This window comes from Acidovorax cavernicola, assembly GCF_003581445.1.
The window spans coordinates 102,763-118,286 of sequence record NZ_QXMN01000018.1; the positions used below are offsets into that span (position 1 = coordinate 102,763).

Annotated in this window: 15 protein-coding genes; 4 read left to right on the forward strand and 11 right to left on the reverse strand. The window is 65.9% G+C overall.

The window, feature by feature from the left end:
* Positions 1 to 190 precede the first annotated feature (190 nt).
* The gene (locus tag D3H34_RS15975) at positions 191 to 1,381 is read left to right on the forward strand and encodes a ribonucleotide-diphosphate reductase subunit beta (RefSeq protein ID WP_119554618.1); all 1,191 of its coding nucleotides are present in this window, start codon (positions 191 to 193) and stop codon (positions 1,379 to 1,381) included.
* 199 nt (positions 1,382 to 1,580) lie between these two features.
* Positions 1,581 to 2,141 carry a histone H1-like DNA-binding protein gene (locus D3H34_RS15980; protein WP_119554621.1) on the forward strand — a complete coding sequence of 187 codons (561 nt, stop codon included), beginning with the start codon at positions 1,581 to 1,583 and terminating at the stop codon, positions 2,139 to 2,141.
* A gap of 106 nt (positions 2,142 to 2,247) precedes the next feature.
* Here D3H34_RS15980 and D3H34_RS15985 read toward each other — a convergent pair whose 3' ends face one another.
* From D3H34_RS15985 to D3H34_RS16015, 7 genes are all read right to left on the reverse strand, one after another.
* Positions 2,248 to 3,150 carry a carbohydrate kinase family protein gene (locus tag D3H34_RS15985; protein ID WP_119554623.1) on the reverse strand — a complete coding sequence of 301 codons (903 nt, stop codon included), beginning with the start codon at positions 3,148 to 3,150 and terminating at the stop codon, positions 2,248 to 2,250.
* A 58-nt stretch (positions 3,151 to 3,208) separates the two neighbouring features.
* Complete coding sequence (locus D3H34_RS15990; protein ID WP_119554625.1) at positions 3,209 to 4,609, reverse strand: zinc-ribbon and DUF3426 domain-containing protein; 1,401 nt, start codon at positions 4,607 to 4,609, stop codon at positions 3,209 to 3,211.
* Positions 4,610 to 4,682: 73 nt separating this feature from the next.
* Positions 4,683 to 5,573, reverse strand: coding sequence for a 50S ribosomal protein L11 methyltransferase (gene prmA, locus D3H34_RS15995; RefSeq protein WP_119554627.1), 891 nt, complete (start codon positions 5,571 to 5,573; stop codon positions 4,683 to 4,685).
* 112 nt (positions 5,574 to 5,685) lie between these two features.
* Positions 5,686 to 7,035 (reverse strand): acetyl-CoA carboxylase biotin carboxylase subunit, encoded by a 1,350-nt coding sequence (gene accC, locus D3H34_RS16000; protein ID WP_119554629.1) that lies wholly within the window; start codon positions 7,033 to 7,035, stop codon positions 5,686 to 5,688.
* Positions 7,036 to 7,037: 2 nt separating this feature from the next.
* Entirely contained in the window at positions 7,038 to 7,505 is a 468-nt protein-coding gene (accB, locus tag D3H34_RS16005) for an acetyl-CoA carboxylase biotin carboxyl carrier protein (protein ID WP_119554631.1), read from the reverse strand.
* A gap of 101 nt (positions 7,506 to 7,606) precedes the next feature.
* Positions 7,607 to 8,167 (reverse strand): TlpA family protein disulfide reductase, encoded by a 561-nt coding sequence (locus D3H34_RS16010; protein WP_119554633.1) that lies wholly within the window; start codon positions 8,165 to 8,167, stop codon positions 7,607 to 7,609.
* Complete coding sequence (locus D3H34_RS16015) at positions 8,168 to 8,764, reverse strand: hypothetical protein (RefSeq protein ID WP_119554635.1); 597 nt, start codon at positions 8,762 to 8,764, stop codon at positions 8,168 to 8,170.
* Positions 8,765 to 8,866: 102 nt separating this feature from the next.
* On the opposite strand from D3H34_RS16015, the gene mpl reads away from it, so the two are divergent.
* Positions 8,867 to 10,279 carry a UDP-N-acetylmuramate:L-alanyl-gamma-D-glutamyl-meso-diaminopimelate ligase gene (mpl, locus tag D3H34_RS16020; protein WP_119554637.1) on the forward strand — a complete coding sequence of 471 codons (1,413 nt, stop codon included), beginning with the start codon at positions 8,867 to 8,869 and terminating at the stop codon, positions 10,277 to 10,279.
* A gap of 60 nt (positions 10,280 to 10,339) precedes the next feature.
* A complete protein-coding gene (locus D3H34_RS16025) occupies positions 10,340 to 10,849 on the forward strand; it encodes a cupin domain-containing protein (RefSeq protein ID WP_119554639.1) in 510 nt (169 codons plus the stop codon).
* 12 nt (positions 10,850 to 10,861) lie between these two features.
* Here the strand turns inward: D3H34_RS16025 and D3H34_RS16030 are convergent, their stop codons facing one another.
* The 4 genes from D3H34_RS16030 to rodA all read right to left on the reverse strand — a co-directional run bounded on the left by D3H34_RS16030 (position 10,862) and on the right by rodA (position 15,503).
* A complete protein-coding gene (locus tag D3H34_RS16030; RefSeq protein ID WP_119554641.1) occupies positions 10,862 to 11,980 on the reverse strand; it encodes a 3-deoxy-7-phosphoheptulonate synthase in 1,119 nt (372 codons plus the stop codon).
* A 236-nt stretch (positions 11,981 to 12,216) separates the two neighbouring features.
* Entirely contained in the window at positions 12,217 to 12,756 is a 540-nt protein-coding gene (locus D3H34_RS16035) for a hypothetical protein (protein ID WP_119554643.1), read from the reverse strand.
* A gap of 83 nt (positions 12,757 to 12,839) precedes the next feature.
* Positions 12,840 to 14,300, reverse strand: a complete 1,461-nt coding sequence (tldD, locus tag D3H34_RS16040; RefSeq protein WP_119554645.1) for a metalloprotease TldD — start codon at positions 14,298 to 14,300, stop codon at positions 12,840 to 12,842.
* A gap of 48 nt (positions 14,301 to 14,348) precedes the next feature.
* Positions 14,349 to 15,503, reverse strand: coding sequence for a rod shape-determining protein RodA (rodA, locus tag D3H34_RS16045; RefSeq protein WP_119554647.1), 1,155 nt, complete (start codon positions 15,501 to 15,503; stop codon positions 14,349 to 14,351).
* Between the last annotated feature and the right edge of the window lie 21 nt (positions 15,504 to 15,524).

Below are 15,524 nucleotides of genomic sequence, written 5' to 3' on the forward strand. Positions count from 1 at the left end.
GCGTCATTGCAGACGCTTCGATCGATCAGCGAGGAGTTCGCAAAAGCGCGCGACGTTCAATCAATCAAGGCATTGACTGACGTCGCGCGATGCATGCGAGCAACATAACAACCACATAAATGGCGCGCGATGTGAACGGGCACTTTGCAACTCACATCGTTGCTCCGATAATTGAGCATTGGATTTTTCTATGTTGACCTGGGACGAAGAAGTCAAGCCCTCCTTACCAAAGGATATGCAACAAGGATTGCAGCAGCACCACGCATCGACCAGCGGTTCTCCCGCAGGTCGCGCGGTCGCCGCTCCGACTTCGTCGCTTGCACAACCCGCCCACGCCACCGCACCGGTGGCCGCCGCTGCCGGCCAGCGCGTGAAGGCCTCCGACAAGCGCATCATCAACGGCCAGACCGACGTCAACCAGCTGGTGCCGTTCAAGTACAAGTGGGCCTGGGAAAAGTACCTCGCCACCTGCGCCAACCACTGGATGCCGCAGGAAGTGAACATGACGCGCGACATCGCGTTGTGGAAGGACCCGAACGGCCTGACCGAAGACGAGCGCCGCATCGTCAAACGCAACCTCGGCTTCTTCGTGACCGCCGACTCGCTGGCCGCCAACAACATCGTGCTGGGCACCTACCGCCACATCACGGCGCCCGAGTGCCGCCAGTTCCTGTTGCGCCAGGCTTTTGAAGAAGCGATCCACACGCACGCGTACCAGTACATCGTCGAGTCGCTCGGCCTGGACGAGAGCGAGATCTTCAACGCCTACAACGAAGTGCCGTCGATCCGCGAGAAGGACCAGTTCCTGATCCCGTTCATCGACGCCATCAGCGACCCGAACTTCAAGACCGGCACACACGAGACCGACCAGACGCTGCTCAAGTCGCTCATCGTCTTCGCCTGCCTGATGGAAGGCCTCTTCTTCTACGTCGGCTTCACGCAGATCCTTGCGCTGGGCCGCCAGAACAAGATGACCGGCGCCGCCGAGCAGTACCAGTACATCCTGCGCGACGAGTCGATGCACTGCAATTTCGGCATCGACCTGATCAACCAGCTCAAGCTCGAGAACCCCGGCCTGTGGACCGCCGAGTTCAAGGCCGAGATCAAGGCGCTGTTCCTGCACGCCGTCGAGCTCGAATACAAATACGCCGAAGACACCATGCCGCGCGGCGTGCTCGGCATGAACGCCTCCATGTTCAAGGGCTACCTGCGCTACATCGCCAATCGGCGCGCGCAGCAGATCGGCCTCGAAACGCTCTTCCCGAACGAGGAAAACCCGTTCCCCTGGATGAGCGAAATGATTGACCTGAAGAAAGAGCGCAACTTTTTCGAAACCCGCGTGATCGAGTACCAGTCGGGTGGTGCGCTCTCCTGGGATTGAATTTTTCGATACACAACAATTCATGAATTCAAGAATTGCCCTTGCCACCGACTGCGCCACAGAGCGCGGCATGGACGAGGGCTCAGGTGTTCATGGTGCTGGGGCTCAGATTCCAACGCCATGAATCGCTTCACGCTCCCAACGCGCGTGGAGTGCTTCAATAGGTTGATTTTTTCAACTTGATCAAGGAGAAATAGAAATGGCAACTGCAAAGAAAGCGCCGGCCAAGAAGGCCGCTGCAAAGAAGGCTCCGGCTAAGAAGGCTGTCGCCGCGAAGAAGGCTCCGGCAAAGAAGGTCGCTGCCAAGAAGGCTCCGGCAAAGAAGGCCGCCGCCAAGAAGGTCGTAGCGAAGAAGGCTCCGGCAAAGAAGGTCGCCGCCAAGAAGGTTGCGGCCAAGAAGGTCGTAGCGAAGAAGGCTGCACCGGCGAAGAAGGCCGCTGCCAAGAAGGCACCGGCAAAGAAGGCCGCCGCCAAGAAGGCGCCTGCCAAGAAGGCCGTAGCGAAGAAGGCGCCTGCCAAGAAGGCTGCCGCCAAGAAGGCGCCTGCGAAGAAGGCTGCTGCCAAGAAGGCCCCTGCCAAAAAGGCCGCGGCCAAGAAAGCCGCGAAAAAGCCCGCTGCCAAGCCTGCCGCTGCTGCCAAGAAGCCTGCCCCCAAGAAGGCTGCCGCGCCCGCCAAGGCTGCCGTAGCGCCTGCCCCTGCGGCGCAAACGACGCTGAATCCCCAGGCAGCATGGCCGTTTCCGACGGCCAGCAAGCCCTGAGTGAATTCTCAGCAGCCCTGAAAGGCACGAAGCCCGGCACCGCAAGGTGCCGGGCTTTTTTCATGGGCGCCCGCCGTCGCCGAAGCGATGCGGGCAGGCCTGTGATTTACAGCTCGAGCGTCGCGCGATCGACCTGGTAGTTCTGGGGCCCGCGCTGCGCGATCTTGAGCGCGCCGATGCGGTTGCCGAGCGCCGCGCAGCGCGCCAGCGGCCATTCCTTTTCCAGGCCGTACAGCAGGCCGCCGCGCCACGCATCGCCGCAGCCCGTGGGTTCGATCACCGCCGTCGGCGTCACACCGGGCACGTGCTCGCGCTCGCCGTCGGTCCACACCTCGCAGCCTTCGGCGGCCAGCGTGACCACGAGGCCGCGCACGCGCTTCGAGATCTCGGCCAGGCTCCAGCCGGTGCGCTGCGACAGCATCTTGCCCTCGTAGTCGTTGACGACGACCCAGCTCGCGAGATCGATGAAGTGACGCAGCGCGTCGCCGTCGAACATCGGCAGGCCCTGACCCGGATCGAACACGAAGGGAATGCCGGCGGCGGCGAACTGCTCCGCATGCTGCAGCATCGCCTCGCGGCCGTCGGGCGCGATGATGCCGAGCTTGATGTCCTCGCGTGCCACCACCTTCGTGATGTGCGCCTGCTGCATCGCGCCGGGGTGGAACGCCGTGATCTGGTTGTTGTCCGTGTCGTTCATGATCATCGCCTGCGCGGTGAAGGTGTCGTCGAGCTGACGAACGAACTCCGTGCTGATGCCCAGCGTGCGCATGCGCTCGGCGTAGTCGGCACCGTCGCTGCCCAGCGTGGCCATCGGCAGTGCCGTGCCGCCGAGCGCGTTGAGGCTGTAGGCGATGTTGCCGGCGCAGCCGCCGAAGTCACGGCGCAGGCCCGGCACCAGGAACGACACATTCAGGATGTGCAGCTGGTCCGGCAGGATCTGGTCGGCGAACCGGCCCTCGAAAGTCATGATGGTGTCGAACGCGAGGGAACCGCAAATCACTGCTGCCATGGGTGAACCGTAGGTTGGATGAACAAGAGAAAGAACGGCGCGCGTGTCGGCACTTCGCTCAGGGATAGAAAGCTTCGACGCGGTAGCCCGCGATCGGCGGCAGCGCCGCCGCCTCGGTGGCCGACAGGGTCAGGGGCAACGAGGCCGCGCGATCGGCACGCGCCGCCAGCACGCCCGATGCGCCGTAGTCCGCCGGCGTCAGCACGCGCCGCACGACGGCCCGCTCCTGCGTGTCGAGCAACGACAGTTCGATGGCCGGCATGGCGAGCGGCACGGTCGCCGCATTGCGCAAGGTGAAGCTCAAGCGGTAGTCGTTGCCGCCGCTCTTCTCGCGCGCGAAGGCCGCGCCTTCGATCACGATGTCGCCGATCTGGCGCAGCGCCGCGAGTTCGCAACCGGTGTACTGGCACAGCGCCGTCAGGGCCGGCCGCAGGTTCGGCTGGCGCGCCACGATGCCGTCGCGCTCATGGCGAACGACCTGCACGACGAGGATCAATGCCGCGAGCACCGCCAGCAGCACCAGCAGGCGACGCACGCCCTTGCGCTGCCAGAAGGCGGGAGGTTTTTCCGCCGGCTCGTCTTCTTCGGCGAAACGGTGATCGTCGGGTGCCTCGAAGGTCGCGGAAAGCGAGAAGTCAGGCTCGCCTTCGGCGCGGATACCAGGGCCTGGCACCGGCACGGCGGCCTCGTGGTGTTGTTGCGCATCGCGCGCCTTGGCGTTCGCGATCTTGGCCGACTTGGCGCGCGCACGGCGCAGCGCCTTCTGTATCTGGAGCTGGTCGTGATCTTTTTCTTCCTGCTCGCGCTCCGCGGCTGCACCGTCATCTTCGTCGGTCGATGCGACCAGTCCGCGCAGCGCTGTGCTGCGCGGCAGGTTGGGCAACGGCGGCGGAGGCGACGGTGATACGGGCGGCGGTGCGCCGAGGTTCAGGTCGATGTTCGGAAACGGCGGCAGCGAACTCGCCGGCGGACGCCATGCGGGCTCGGTGGCGTCGAGGTCGGACCAGGGTTCGTCTGCGGCAAGGCCGTGCGCGGGCAGCGTCAGTGCGAAAGGCTGCGGTGCGGCTGAAGGGGCGGGAGCAACATCAGATGAAGGCTGTGCTTCGGCGGACTCCGGCGCTGAAAGCGGCGTCGGCTGCGACTCCGGCTCGTCATCGAGAAAGTCTGCTTCCTCGACGGCCGGTGACGAGGCTGCCGGCGGCGGCACGACTGCAGGCTCGAGGCGCACGTCATTGAAAGACGCCACCAGCGCGGCCATCGAAGACATCGGCGAGGCGGATGAGGATGCCGGCGCAGCAGGCGCCGGCACGGTTCCGTCGGGTGTGTCCTGCAGGTCGAGCGTTGCATCGAACACATGGCTGCAGCGGCCGCAGCGCACCCAACCGTCCGAGATGCGAAGCTGGTCGCGCACCACCTTGAAGGTGGTGGTGCAGGCGGGGCAACGCGTGACGAGGCTCATGACGGGGCGATTGTAGGGTTGGGCCCTCGCCGCGCAGGCAGGCGTCCGCGGCGCGGAAGCACGGTCGCGTGCTTCAGCAGCGCGCGGTCATGAGGATCCAGCCGTCCTCGGTGTCGCTGACTTCGAGCGCGGCGTACGGCGCATAGGCCGCCTTCAATTCGTCGGCCTGGCGCTCGAGGATGCCGGCCAGCACCAGCGAGCCGCCGGCGGCCACATGGCTGCGCAGCAGCGGCGCCAGCACCTTGAGCGGCGTCGCAAGAATGTTGGCAAGCACCGTCTGGTACTGGCCCTTGGCCGCTTCGGGCAGGCCAGCCTTCAGTTGCACGCCGTTGGCTTCGGCATTGAGCCGGGTCGAGGAGACCGCGGCGTCGTCGATGTCGACGGCATCGATGTCGCGGGCGCCAAACTTGGCCGCGCCGATGGCCAGGATGCCGGAGCCGCAACCGTAGTCGAGCACGCGCTGATCGGCAAAAGCGCCCTCGCCCCGCGTCGCGATCCAGCGCAGGCACATGCGCGTGGTCGGGTGCGTGCCGGTACCGAAGGCCAGACCCGGATCGAGCCGGATCACCTGCTTCGCCTGCGCGGGCGGTTCGTGCCAGGTGGGCACGATCCAGAACTCGGGCGTGATCTCGACTGGTGCAAACTGCGATTGCGTGAGCCGCACCCAGTCCTGGTCGGGCACCGGCGCCACGCCGAGCACCGAGCAGCCTTCGAAGAAGTCCTGCAGCGCGAGCACCGAGGCTGCCTCGTTGGCAGCCGCCTCGTCGGGGAACAGCGCGATCACGCGCGAACGCTGCCAGCCCTCCTTGGGCGGCGGCATGCCGGGCTCGCCGAACAAAGCCTGCTCGGCATCGGTCTGCGCGTCGGCATCTTCCACCGACACGCTCAGCGCATCGAGTGCGTCGAGCGCATCGCCGAGCAATTCGACCCGGTCTTCCGGCGCCATGAGGCGGAGTTCAAACATACAAGAGCCCCTTTTGGTCAAGAAACACCGAGAGCCCGATCTTGCCGGGCCTCTGGTGCTGCCCCTGCGAAGGGCTGGTGTTGCAACGCGAAGCTCGCGAAGCCTGGAGTGCTCAACGCTTGTGCGCTGCCAGCCACTCTTCGAGGTAATGGATGTTCGTGCCGCCGGTCATGAACTTGGCGTCGACCATCAGCTCGCGGTGCAGCGGCATGTTGGTCTGGATGCCTTCGACCACCGTCTCGTTCAGGGCCGTGCGCATGCGCGCCATGGCCTGTTCGCGGGTGTCGCCGTACACGATGATCTTGCCGATCATCGAGTCGTAGTTCGGGGGCACGAAGTAGTTGGTGTACACGTGCGAGTCGACGCGAACGCCAGGACCGCCCGGCGGGTGCCACATGGTGATGCGGCCCGGCGACGGCGTGAACTTCCACGGGTCTTCGGCGTTGATGCGCACCTCGATGGCATGGCCGCGCATCTCGATCTGGCGCTGCGTGAACGGCAGCTTCTCGCCGGCGGCGACCATGATCTGCGTCTTCACGATGTCGATGCCGGTGGTGAACTCCGTGACCGGATGCTCCACCTGCACGCGCGTGTTCATCTCGATGAAGTAGAACTCGCCGTTCTCGTACAGGAACTCGAAGGTGCCGGCACCGCGGTAGCCGATCTTCTTGCAGGCGGCTGCACAGCGCTCGCCGATCTTCTCGATCAGCTTGCGCGGAATGCCGGGGGCCGGCGATTCCTCGATCACCTTCTGGTGGCGGCGCTGCATGGAGCAGTCGCGTTCGCCGAGGTAGACCGCGTTCTTGTGCTTGTCGGCCAACACCTGGATTTCAATGTGGCGCGGGTTCTGGAGAAACTTCTCCATGTACACGGCCGGATTGTTGAAGGCCGCGGCGGCTTCCGCCTTGGTCATCTGGATCGCGTTGACCAGCGCCGCCTCGGTGTGCACCACGCGCATGCCGCGGCCACCGCCGCCGCCTGCCGCCTTGATGATGACCGGGTAGCCGATCGCACGGGCGATGCGCTTGTTGGTGGCGGCGTCGTCGGACAGTTCGCCTTCCGAGCCGGGCACGCAAGGCACGCCGGCCTTGATCATGGCCTGCTTGGCCGAGACCTTGTCACCCATCGTGCGGATGTTGTCGGGCGTCGGGCCGATGAACTGGAAGCCGCTTTGCTCCACACGTTCGGCGAAATTGGCGTTCTCGCTCAGGAAACCATAGCCGGGGTGGATGGCTTCGGCGTCGGTCACCTCGGCGGCCGAGATGATGGCCGGCATGTTGAGGTAACTCTGCCCCGACGGTGCCGGGCCGATGCACACGGCTTCCTGCGCCAGTTTGACGTACTTGGCTTCGCGATCGGCTTCGGAATAGACCATCACGGCCTTGATGCCCATCTCGCTGCAAGCGCGCTGGATCCGAAGGGCGATCTCCCCCCGGTTTGCAACCAGAATCTTCTTGAACATGCTTACTCGATGATGAACAGCGGCTGGCCGTATTCGACCGCCTGGCCGTTTTCGCCGAGGATCTGCGTGACGGTACCGGCCTTGTCGGCCTCGATTTCGTTGAGGATCTTCATCGCCTCGATGATGCAGAGCGTGTCGCCCTCGTTCACCTTGCTGCCGACTTCGACGAAAGCCGCGGCGCCCGGGCTGGACGAACGGTAGAAGGTGCCGACCATCGGCGACTTCACGGCGTGGCCGCTCGGCGCCGCTTCGGCGACAGGTGCGCCAGCGGCCGGGGCGGCAGTCACGGCACCCGCGGCAACGGGAGCCGCCATGGCGGGCGCGGCGGCCAGGGTCTGCACATACTGCACGGGCGCGGCACCGCCACCCTTGACGATGCGGACCTTGCCTTCGGTTTCGGTGATTTCCAGTTCGGAAATATTCGATTCGGACACCAGATCGATCAGTGTCTTGAGTTTGCGCAGATCCATGGAACTCCAGTGCCAGCTTTGCCGGTCTTTAGGAAAGAACTTGACCGAAAACCGTCGATTTTCGGCGTTTGGCGTCTAACGCCAGCTTGTGTATTTAAATTCTAACCGTGAACAAGTTGGCGTCGCCACGCGTCCAGGTCGGTCGTTTCAAGCTTGCCCATTTTACGAGCCAGCACCGAACCGTCGGCATGGAGCACCAAGGTGAACGGCAAGCCACCCGCCGTATTGCCCAGATTCTTCACCAATTCCATGCCCTGCAGTCCAGCCAGCGCGGTCGGGTAGGTGACCGGCGTGCGCTGCAGGAACTTGCGTACGGCGCTGGGCTGATCGATGGCCAAACCGACCACTTGCCAGCCGTTGGCACCATGTTCGCGGAAAAAGGCGTCGATCATCGGCATTTCCTCGACGCAGGGTGGGCACCAGGTGGCCCAGAAGTTGAGCAGCACGGGCTTGCCGCGCAGGCTCGTCAGGGCCAGCTCGCCGCCCTCCGGGCGCTCGAAGCGCTGGTCCCAGAACATGGCCGCATCGAGCTTCTCGCCGCCTGAAGCCGCGACGCCGCTGTCATTGCGCTCCCGCCACCAGGCGCCGGCCATGCCGGCCGCGGCAGCGACTGCCGCCACGCCGGCATACAGCATGCCGCGTCGTGTGGGCGTTGAAGTCATTCACTGGTCCTTTTCTTGTTCAATGCGTCGGCGCAGCGCATTCAGGTCGCCGCGCGGCGCACGCCCCTGGGCGTCGGGCTTGAGGGCACCGCGCAGGTCGTCGAGGTCATACACCAGCAGGTGCACCCCGATTTCCTCGCCCAGCGCCCGGCTCGGCGCGTGGACGCTGAGGGCTTCGACCTGCTCGCCGTGGAAGCCGGTCACCATGCGCGGCTCGTAGTCCACATGGTGATCGATCAAGGCGATTTCGGCCGACTTGGAATCATCGCAGAACAATTGAATATAAATGTCTGACAAGCGCGTGGCCGTGCCATGCCAGACGGCGCCGCCCACATGCGGCCGGAACACCGTCATGCGCTCCATCCACTCGAGCGCCAGCAGGCGCAGCGCATGCAGTTCCTGCGGCTGGGTGTCGGCGCAGAAGAGCGCGATGTAGTCGCGCACCTCGGCCTCGACCTCGTCGTTGTTGGGCAACGCGGTGCGCGTCGGGAGGCCGAGTTCGCGCAATGCCCGGCGCTTGGCCGGGCCGTACTCGAGCCCCTCCTCGACGACGAGTCGGGCGGCAACGGCGGCGATTTCACGCTTGGACGTGTCCATCGGCGCATTCTGCCCGCTGCGGACGCCCCTCACATGAACATCAGTACGGCGCCCGGGGCGAAGCGCCCGCGCCCCCCTGTGGCGGCTCCCTAGAATCGCCCGATGCACATTCATATTCTGGGTATCTGCGGAACGTTCATGGGCGGCGTGGCCGCCCTGGCGCGCGAAGCAGGCCACCGGGTCACGGGCTGCGACGCCGGCGTGTACCCCCCGATGAGCGACCAGCTGCGCGCGCTCGGCATCGACCTGATCGAAGGCTTCGGCGCCGACCAGCTGGCACTTTCTCCCGACATGTTCGTGGTCGGCAACGTGGTGTCGCGGGCCCGCCTGCCCGACGGCAGCCCCAAGTTTCCGCTGATGGAAGCCATCCTCGACGCCGGCAAACCCTACACCAGCGGCCCGCAGTGGCTGGCCGAACACGTGCTGCAGGGCCGGCATGTGCTGGCCGTGGCCGGCACGCACGGCAAGACGACCACCACCTCGATGCTGGCCTGGGTGCTCGAACAGGGCGGCAAGGCGCCCGGCTTCCTGGTCGGCGGCGTGCCGCTGGACTTCGGCGTGTCGGCCCGCCTCGGCGACGGTCCGGCCTTCGTGATCGAGGCCGACGAATACGACACCGCCTTCTTCGACAAGCGCAGCAAGTTCGTCCACTACCGGCCGCGCACGGCCGTGCTGAACAACCTGGAGTTCGATCACGCCGACATCTTCGACGATCTGGCCGCCATCGAACGCCAGTTCCATCACCTCGTGCGCACCGTGCCTGGCACCGGGCGCCTGGTGGTGAACGCCACCGAGGAGAGCCTGCAGCGCGTGCTGACCCAGGGCTGCTGGAGCGAGCTCGCCCGCTTCGGCGACGGCGGCCCGGCCACGGAGTGGCAGGCGCGCGGCACGCACGATGCCTTCGACGTGCTGCACCGCGGCGAGGTGGTCGGCCGGGTCGAATGGGAACTCTCGGGCCTGCACAACCAGATGAACGCACTGGCCGCCATCGCGGCGGCCGACCACGTGGGTGTGCCGCCGGCCGATGCCGCCCGGGCGCTCGGGCGCTTTCGCAACGTGCGCCGTCGCATGGAACTGCGCGGCACGGTCGAAGGCAACGGTGGCGCCATCACCGTGTACGACGACTTCGCGCACCACCCCACCGCGATCCGCACCACGCTCGACGGCCTGCGCAAGAAACTTGACGACGCCGGCAAGCAAAGTGAGCGCATCCTCGCGGCCTTCGAGCCGCGCAGCAACACGATGAAGCTGGGTGTGATGGCTGCGCAACTGCCGTGGAGCCTGGAATCGGCCGACCTGTCGTTCTGCCACACGGCCGGCCTCGACTGGGACGCGGCCGCCGCGCTGGCGCCGATGGGCGCACGCGCCCAGGTGGCCGATGCCATCGAGCCGCTGGTGCAGCAGGTCGTCGCCGCGGCACGGCCCGGCGATCACATCGTCTGCATGAGCAACGGCGGCTTCGGCGGCGTGCACGAGAAACTGCTGGACGCCCTGCGCACCGCCCAAACATCATGAGCCCCCGCCCGGCCGCTCCGAAGGAGGCTCGCACCGCAGTGCGTAGCACGAAGGTTTACAGTGAATTCCATGCGCGCGCGTGAGCTGATCGACACACTGAAGCTCCAGCCCCACCCCGAGGGCGGCTGGTACAGCGAGGTGTTCCGGTCGGCCGCGAGCGTGACCCCCGCCGATGGCCGCACGCCGCGCAGCGCGCTGACCAGCATCTACTTCCTGCTCGAAGCCCACCAGCATTCGCGCTGGCACCGCGTGCTGTCGGACGAAGTCTGGGTGCATCTGGAAGGCGTGCCGCTGGCGCTGTGGACCTGCGACGCCGCGATGCGGACCGCGCCGGCCCACGTGAAGCTGGGCCCGGTCGACATTCACGGTACGCGGCCGCAGCACGTGGTGCCCGCCGGCCAATGGCAGGCCGCGCGCCCGATTCAGGGCCACGCGGCCGGCGACTATACGCTGGTCGCCTGCATGGTCGGGCCGGGCTTCGACTTCGCGGATTTCTCGCTGGTGCCGCCCGGCAGCGACGAAGCGGCATCGATGCAGCACCACTGGCCCGACCTGGCCAGCATGCTCTAACTAACTACGCCGTCAGCCCCGGCGCTGCTTGACGGCCTGAGACAGCGTCTCGAGCACCTGCACCGAATCGTCCCAGCCGATGCAGGCGTCGGTGATGCTCTTGCCGTACTCGAGGCCCGACAGCTGATCCTTGCCCGGCGTGAACTTCTGTGCGCCTGCCTGCAGGTGGCTTTCGATCATCACGCCGAACACGCGCTTGGAGCCGCCGGCGATCTGGCCGGCGATGTCCTTGGCCACGTCGATCTGCTTCTGGTGCTGCTTGGAGCTGTTGGCATGGCTGCAGTCGACCATGAGCGTGGGCGGCAGCTTGGCGGCTTCGAGGTCCTTGCAGGCGGCTTCGACGCTGGCAGCGTCGTAGTTCGGCGTCTTGCCGCCGCGCAGGATCACGTGGCAGTCGCGGTTGCCGTTGGTCTGCACGATCGCGACCTGGCCGTTCTTGTGCACCGACAGGAAGTGGTGACCACGCGCCGCTGCCTGGATCGCGTCGGTGGCGATGCGGATGTTGCCGTCGGTGCCGTTCTTGAAGCCGATGGGGGCCGACAGGCCCGAGGCCAGTTCGCGGTGCACCTGGCTCTCGGTGGTGCGCGCACCGATGGCGCCCCAGGCGATCAGGTCGCCGATGTACTGCGGCGAGATCACGTCGAGGAACTCGCTGCCCGCCGGCAGGCCCAGGCGGTTGATGTCGATCAGCAGCTGGCGCGCGATGCGCAGGCCTTCGTCGATGCGGTAGCTCTCGTCCAGGTACGGGTCGTTGATGAGCCCCTTCCAGCCGACCGTGGTGCGCGGCTTCTCGAAGTACACGCGCATCACGATCTCCAGCGTGCCGGCGTACTTGTCGCGCTCGGCCTTCAGGCGGCGGGCGTAGTCGAGGGCGGCGGCCGGGTCGTGGATCGAACACGGGCCCATGATCACCAGCAACCGGTCGTCCTTGCCGGCCATGATGTTGTGGATGCCCCGGCGGGTGCCGGTGATCAGCGTTTCGATCGGCGTGCCGCGGATCGGGAAGAAGCGGATCAGATGTTCGGGAGGGGGGAGCACGTTGATGTCCTTGATGCGTTCGTCGTCGGTCTTGCTGGTTTTTTCGACGCTCGCATACCAGCTGTCGCCGGTGGGAGGGGTGTTCGTGCTCATGGTTTTCTTTCCTTGTTGGTGTGAATGAAAAATCGTCAGGGCATAAAAAAACCGCCGGGGGCTGGAAGCCACCGGCGGTTTTGGGAGGGTGTTCGTTTGCTTTACGCGCTCGCCTCTCGTCCGCCGGAAACCGGGAACCAAAAGTAGGCAAAAAAGTAAGCGCGGAGGGCGGACATGTGGGCGGAATGTAGCACGGAAAACAAAAACCCGGCCAGGTGGCCGGGTCGGTGTTGTTTTTACCTGTAGCCGGATTCGTTCGCGTTGTGAATGATCCAGATCAGGTTGCCGCTGCTGAAATCGCCCATGCCGCCACCCGCGAAGATCAGGCGGCCCTGGCCCTTGTAGGTCATCTCGAAGCGGTGGCGATCACTGCCGAAGTAGAAGGGAATCCAAGCCTTGCCTGTAATGTAGGCGCCCTGGTCGGTGGGCTGGCCGGCGAGGTCGGTGACCTGCTTGGTGCTCATGCCGATCTGCAGGCGCGCGAACTTGCTGTTGCGCGCCGGGTTGCCGGTGATCTCGCCCTCAAAGCCGTTCAGGCCCTTGACGGTACGGCCGCTGCCGGCCTCGACCTTGGAAGAATCGACCACGTTGCCGCGCGCGTCCATGCCGGCCTTCGAACCGCTGGGCGCCGCGGGCGCGGCAGCGGCCGGAGCGGGTGCCGGTGCGGCGGCGGGCTGGCTGCCCGAACCGCCGCGCGATGCGCAACCGGCTGTGGCCAGCGCGACCACGGCGGTCACGGCCCACAGCACGGCGGGCGAGTTGATCCTGTTCCCCATCGGAATGCTCCTTGAACTTGTCGTTCGCAAAAAAGGAGCGCAGCTTAGCAACCAAAGGAAACAGTCGACAAGTGTCGAAAGTCCTAAGCCGTTCCACCTACAGTCAGGCCGTCGATGCGCAAGGTGGGCTGGCCGACCCCCACGGGCACGCTCTGGCCTTCCTTGCCGCAGGTTCCCACGCCCGAATCGAGCGCCATGTCGTTGCCGATCATGGTCACGCGGGTGAGTGCGTCGGGGCCGTTGCCCACGATGGTCGCGCCCTTCACCGGGTACTGGATCTTTCCGTTCTCGACCCAGAAGGCCTCGCTGGCCGAGAACACGAACTTGCCGCTGGTGATGTCGACCTGCCCGCCGCCGAAGTTGGTGGCATACAGGCCCTTCTTGATGCTGGCCACGATTTCCTGCGGGTCCTTGTCGCCGCCCAGCATGTAGGTGTTGGTCATGCGCGGCATCGGCACGTGGGCGTAGCTCTCGCGGCGGCCGTTGCCCGTGGGCTTGACCTTCATGAGGCGCGCGTTCATCGCGTCCTGGATGTAGCCCTTGAGGATGCCGTCCTCGATCAGCACGTTGCGCTGGCTGGCGTGGCCTTCATCGTCCACGTTGAGCGAGCCGCGGCGGTCGGCGATGGTGCCGTCGTCGAGCACCGTAACGCCCTTGGCCGCGACACGCTGGCCGATGCGGCCCGAGAACGCGCTCGAGCCCTTGCGGTTGAAGTCGCCCTCCAGGCCGTGGCCGATGGCTTCGTGCAGCAGGATGCCGGGCCAGCCCGAGCCGAGCACCACCGTCATCTCGCCGGCCGGGGCCGGGCGGGCGTCGAGGTTGGTCAGCGCGGCCTTCACGGCGTGGTCGACGTATTCGGCGATCTGCTCGTCGGTGAAGTAGGCCAGGCCGAAGCGCCCGCCACCGCCGCCCGATCCGACCTCGCGGCGTCCGTTCTGCTCGGCGATCACGGTGACCGACAGGCGCACCAGCGGCCGCACGTCGGCGGCCAACGTGCCGTCGGCGCGCGCCACCATCACCACGTCGTATTCGCTGGCCAGGCCGGCCATGACCTGCGCCACGCGCGGATCGCGTGAGCGGGCGAGCTTCTCGACCTTTTCGAGCAGCTTCACCTTGGCCGTGCTGTCGAGCGTGGCAATGGGGTCGATGCCGCCGTAGAGCGAGCGGCTAGACGCGATCTTGCGCGGCACGGTCTTGACGCGCGCAGTGCGGCCGGCGGAGGAAATGGAGCGGACCGTGCGCGCCGCGTCGAGCAACGAAGCTTCGGAGATGTCGTCCGAGTAGGCAAAAGCGGTTTTCTCGCCGCTCACGGCGCGCACGCCGACGCCCTGGTCAATGCTGAAGCTGCCGGTCTTGACGATGCCTTCTTCCAGGCTCCAGCCTTCGGCGCGGGTGTACTGGAAGTACAGGTCGGCATCGTCCACGCGGTGCGCGGTGATCTCGGCCAGTGCCTTGCTCAGGTGCGATTCGTCCAGGCCGAACGGCGTGAGCAGAAGCTGTTGCGCTGTAGCCAAGCGCTCGATGGTGGGTTCACGAGAGATCATGACTGCCATTCTAGGCAGCCGCCCCCTTCCGTGCCGCCCCCGGGGGCTCTAGCTTTGGGCGAGCTTCCGGGCCCGGGCGATCGACATCAGAATGCCCAGCCCCAACCCCAGCGTGACCATGGCGGTGCCGCCGTAGCTGATGAAGGGCAGCGGCACGCCCACCACCGGCAGGATGCCGCTGACCATGCCCATGTTCACGAAGGCGTAGGTGAAGAAGATCATCGTCACCGCCCCGGCCAGGAGGCGCGAGAACAGCGTGGGTGCGTTCAGCGCAATGGTCAGCCCGCGGAAGATCAGCAGGATGAAGGCCGCGATCAACGCGAGGTTGCCGATCAGGCCGAATTCCTCGGAGTACGCGGCGAAGATGAAGTCGGTGGTGCGCTCGGGGATGAATTCAAGGTGCGTCTGCGTGCCCTGCATGAAGCCCTTGCCGCCGATGCCACCCGAACCGATGGCGATCATCCCCTGGATGATGTGGAAGCCCTTGCCCAGCGGGTCCTTGCTGGGGTCGAGCAGCGTGCACACGCGCTGCTTCTGGTAGTCGTGCAGCACGCGCCAGTCGACGCCGTCGACGCACAGCTGCGACTCGAAGCCCACGATGAGCGTGATGGCCACCGCGCCGATCACCACCGGCGGCACGATCAGCTTCCACGGCAGCCCGGCAAAGAAGATCACCGCCAGACCGGCCGCCAGCACCAGCAGCGAGGTGCCCAGGTCGGGCTGCTTCATGATGAGCCCGACCGGCACCGCGAGCAGCACCGTCGCCACCACGAAGTCGAGCGGCCGCAACTGGCCTTCGCGGCGCTGGAACCACCAGGCCAGCATCAGCGGCATCGCGATCTTGAGGATTTCGCTGGGCTGAATCACCACGCCGACGTTGATCCAGCGCTGGGCGCCCTTCTTCGTGATGCCGAACAGCGCGACCGCGATCAGAAGCGCCACCCCCGCCGCATAGAGCGGCACGGCGAACGACATGAGCCGCTGCGGCGGCACCTGCGCCACCACGAACATGATGCCGCCGGCCAGCAGCATGTTGCGGCCATGATCGATGAAGCGCGAGCCGTGGTCGTAGCCGGAGGAGTACATGGTGAGCAGCCCGGCGAAGGCGAGCAGCATCACGGCGAAGGCCAGGAAGCCGTCGAAGCCCTGGAAGATGGGCGCAATGCGACGCGCCAGGGAGGGCTGGTTGAACACGGCAGACATGGGGGCGGATTATCCCCGCCC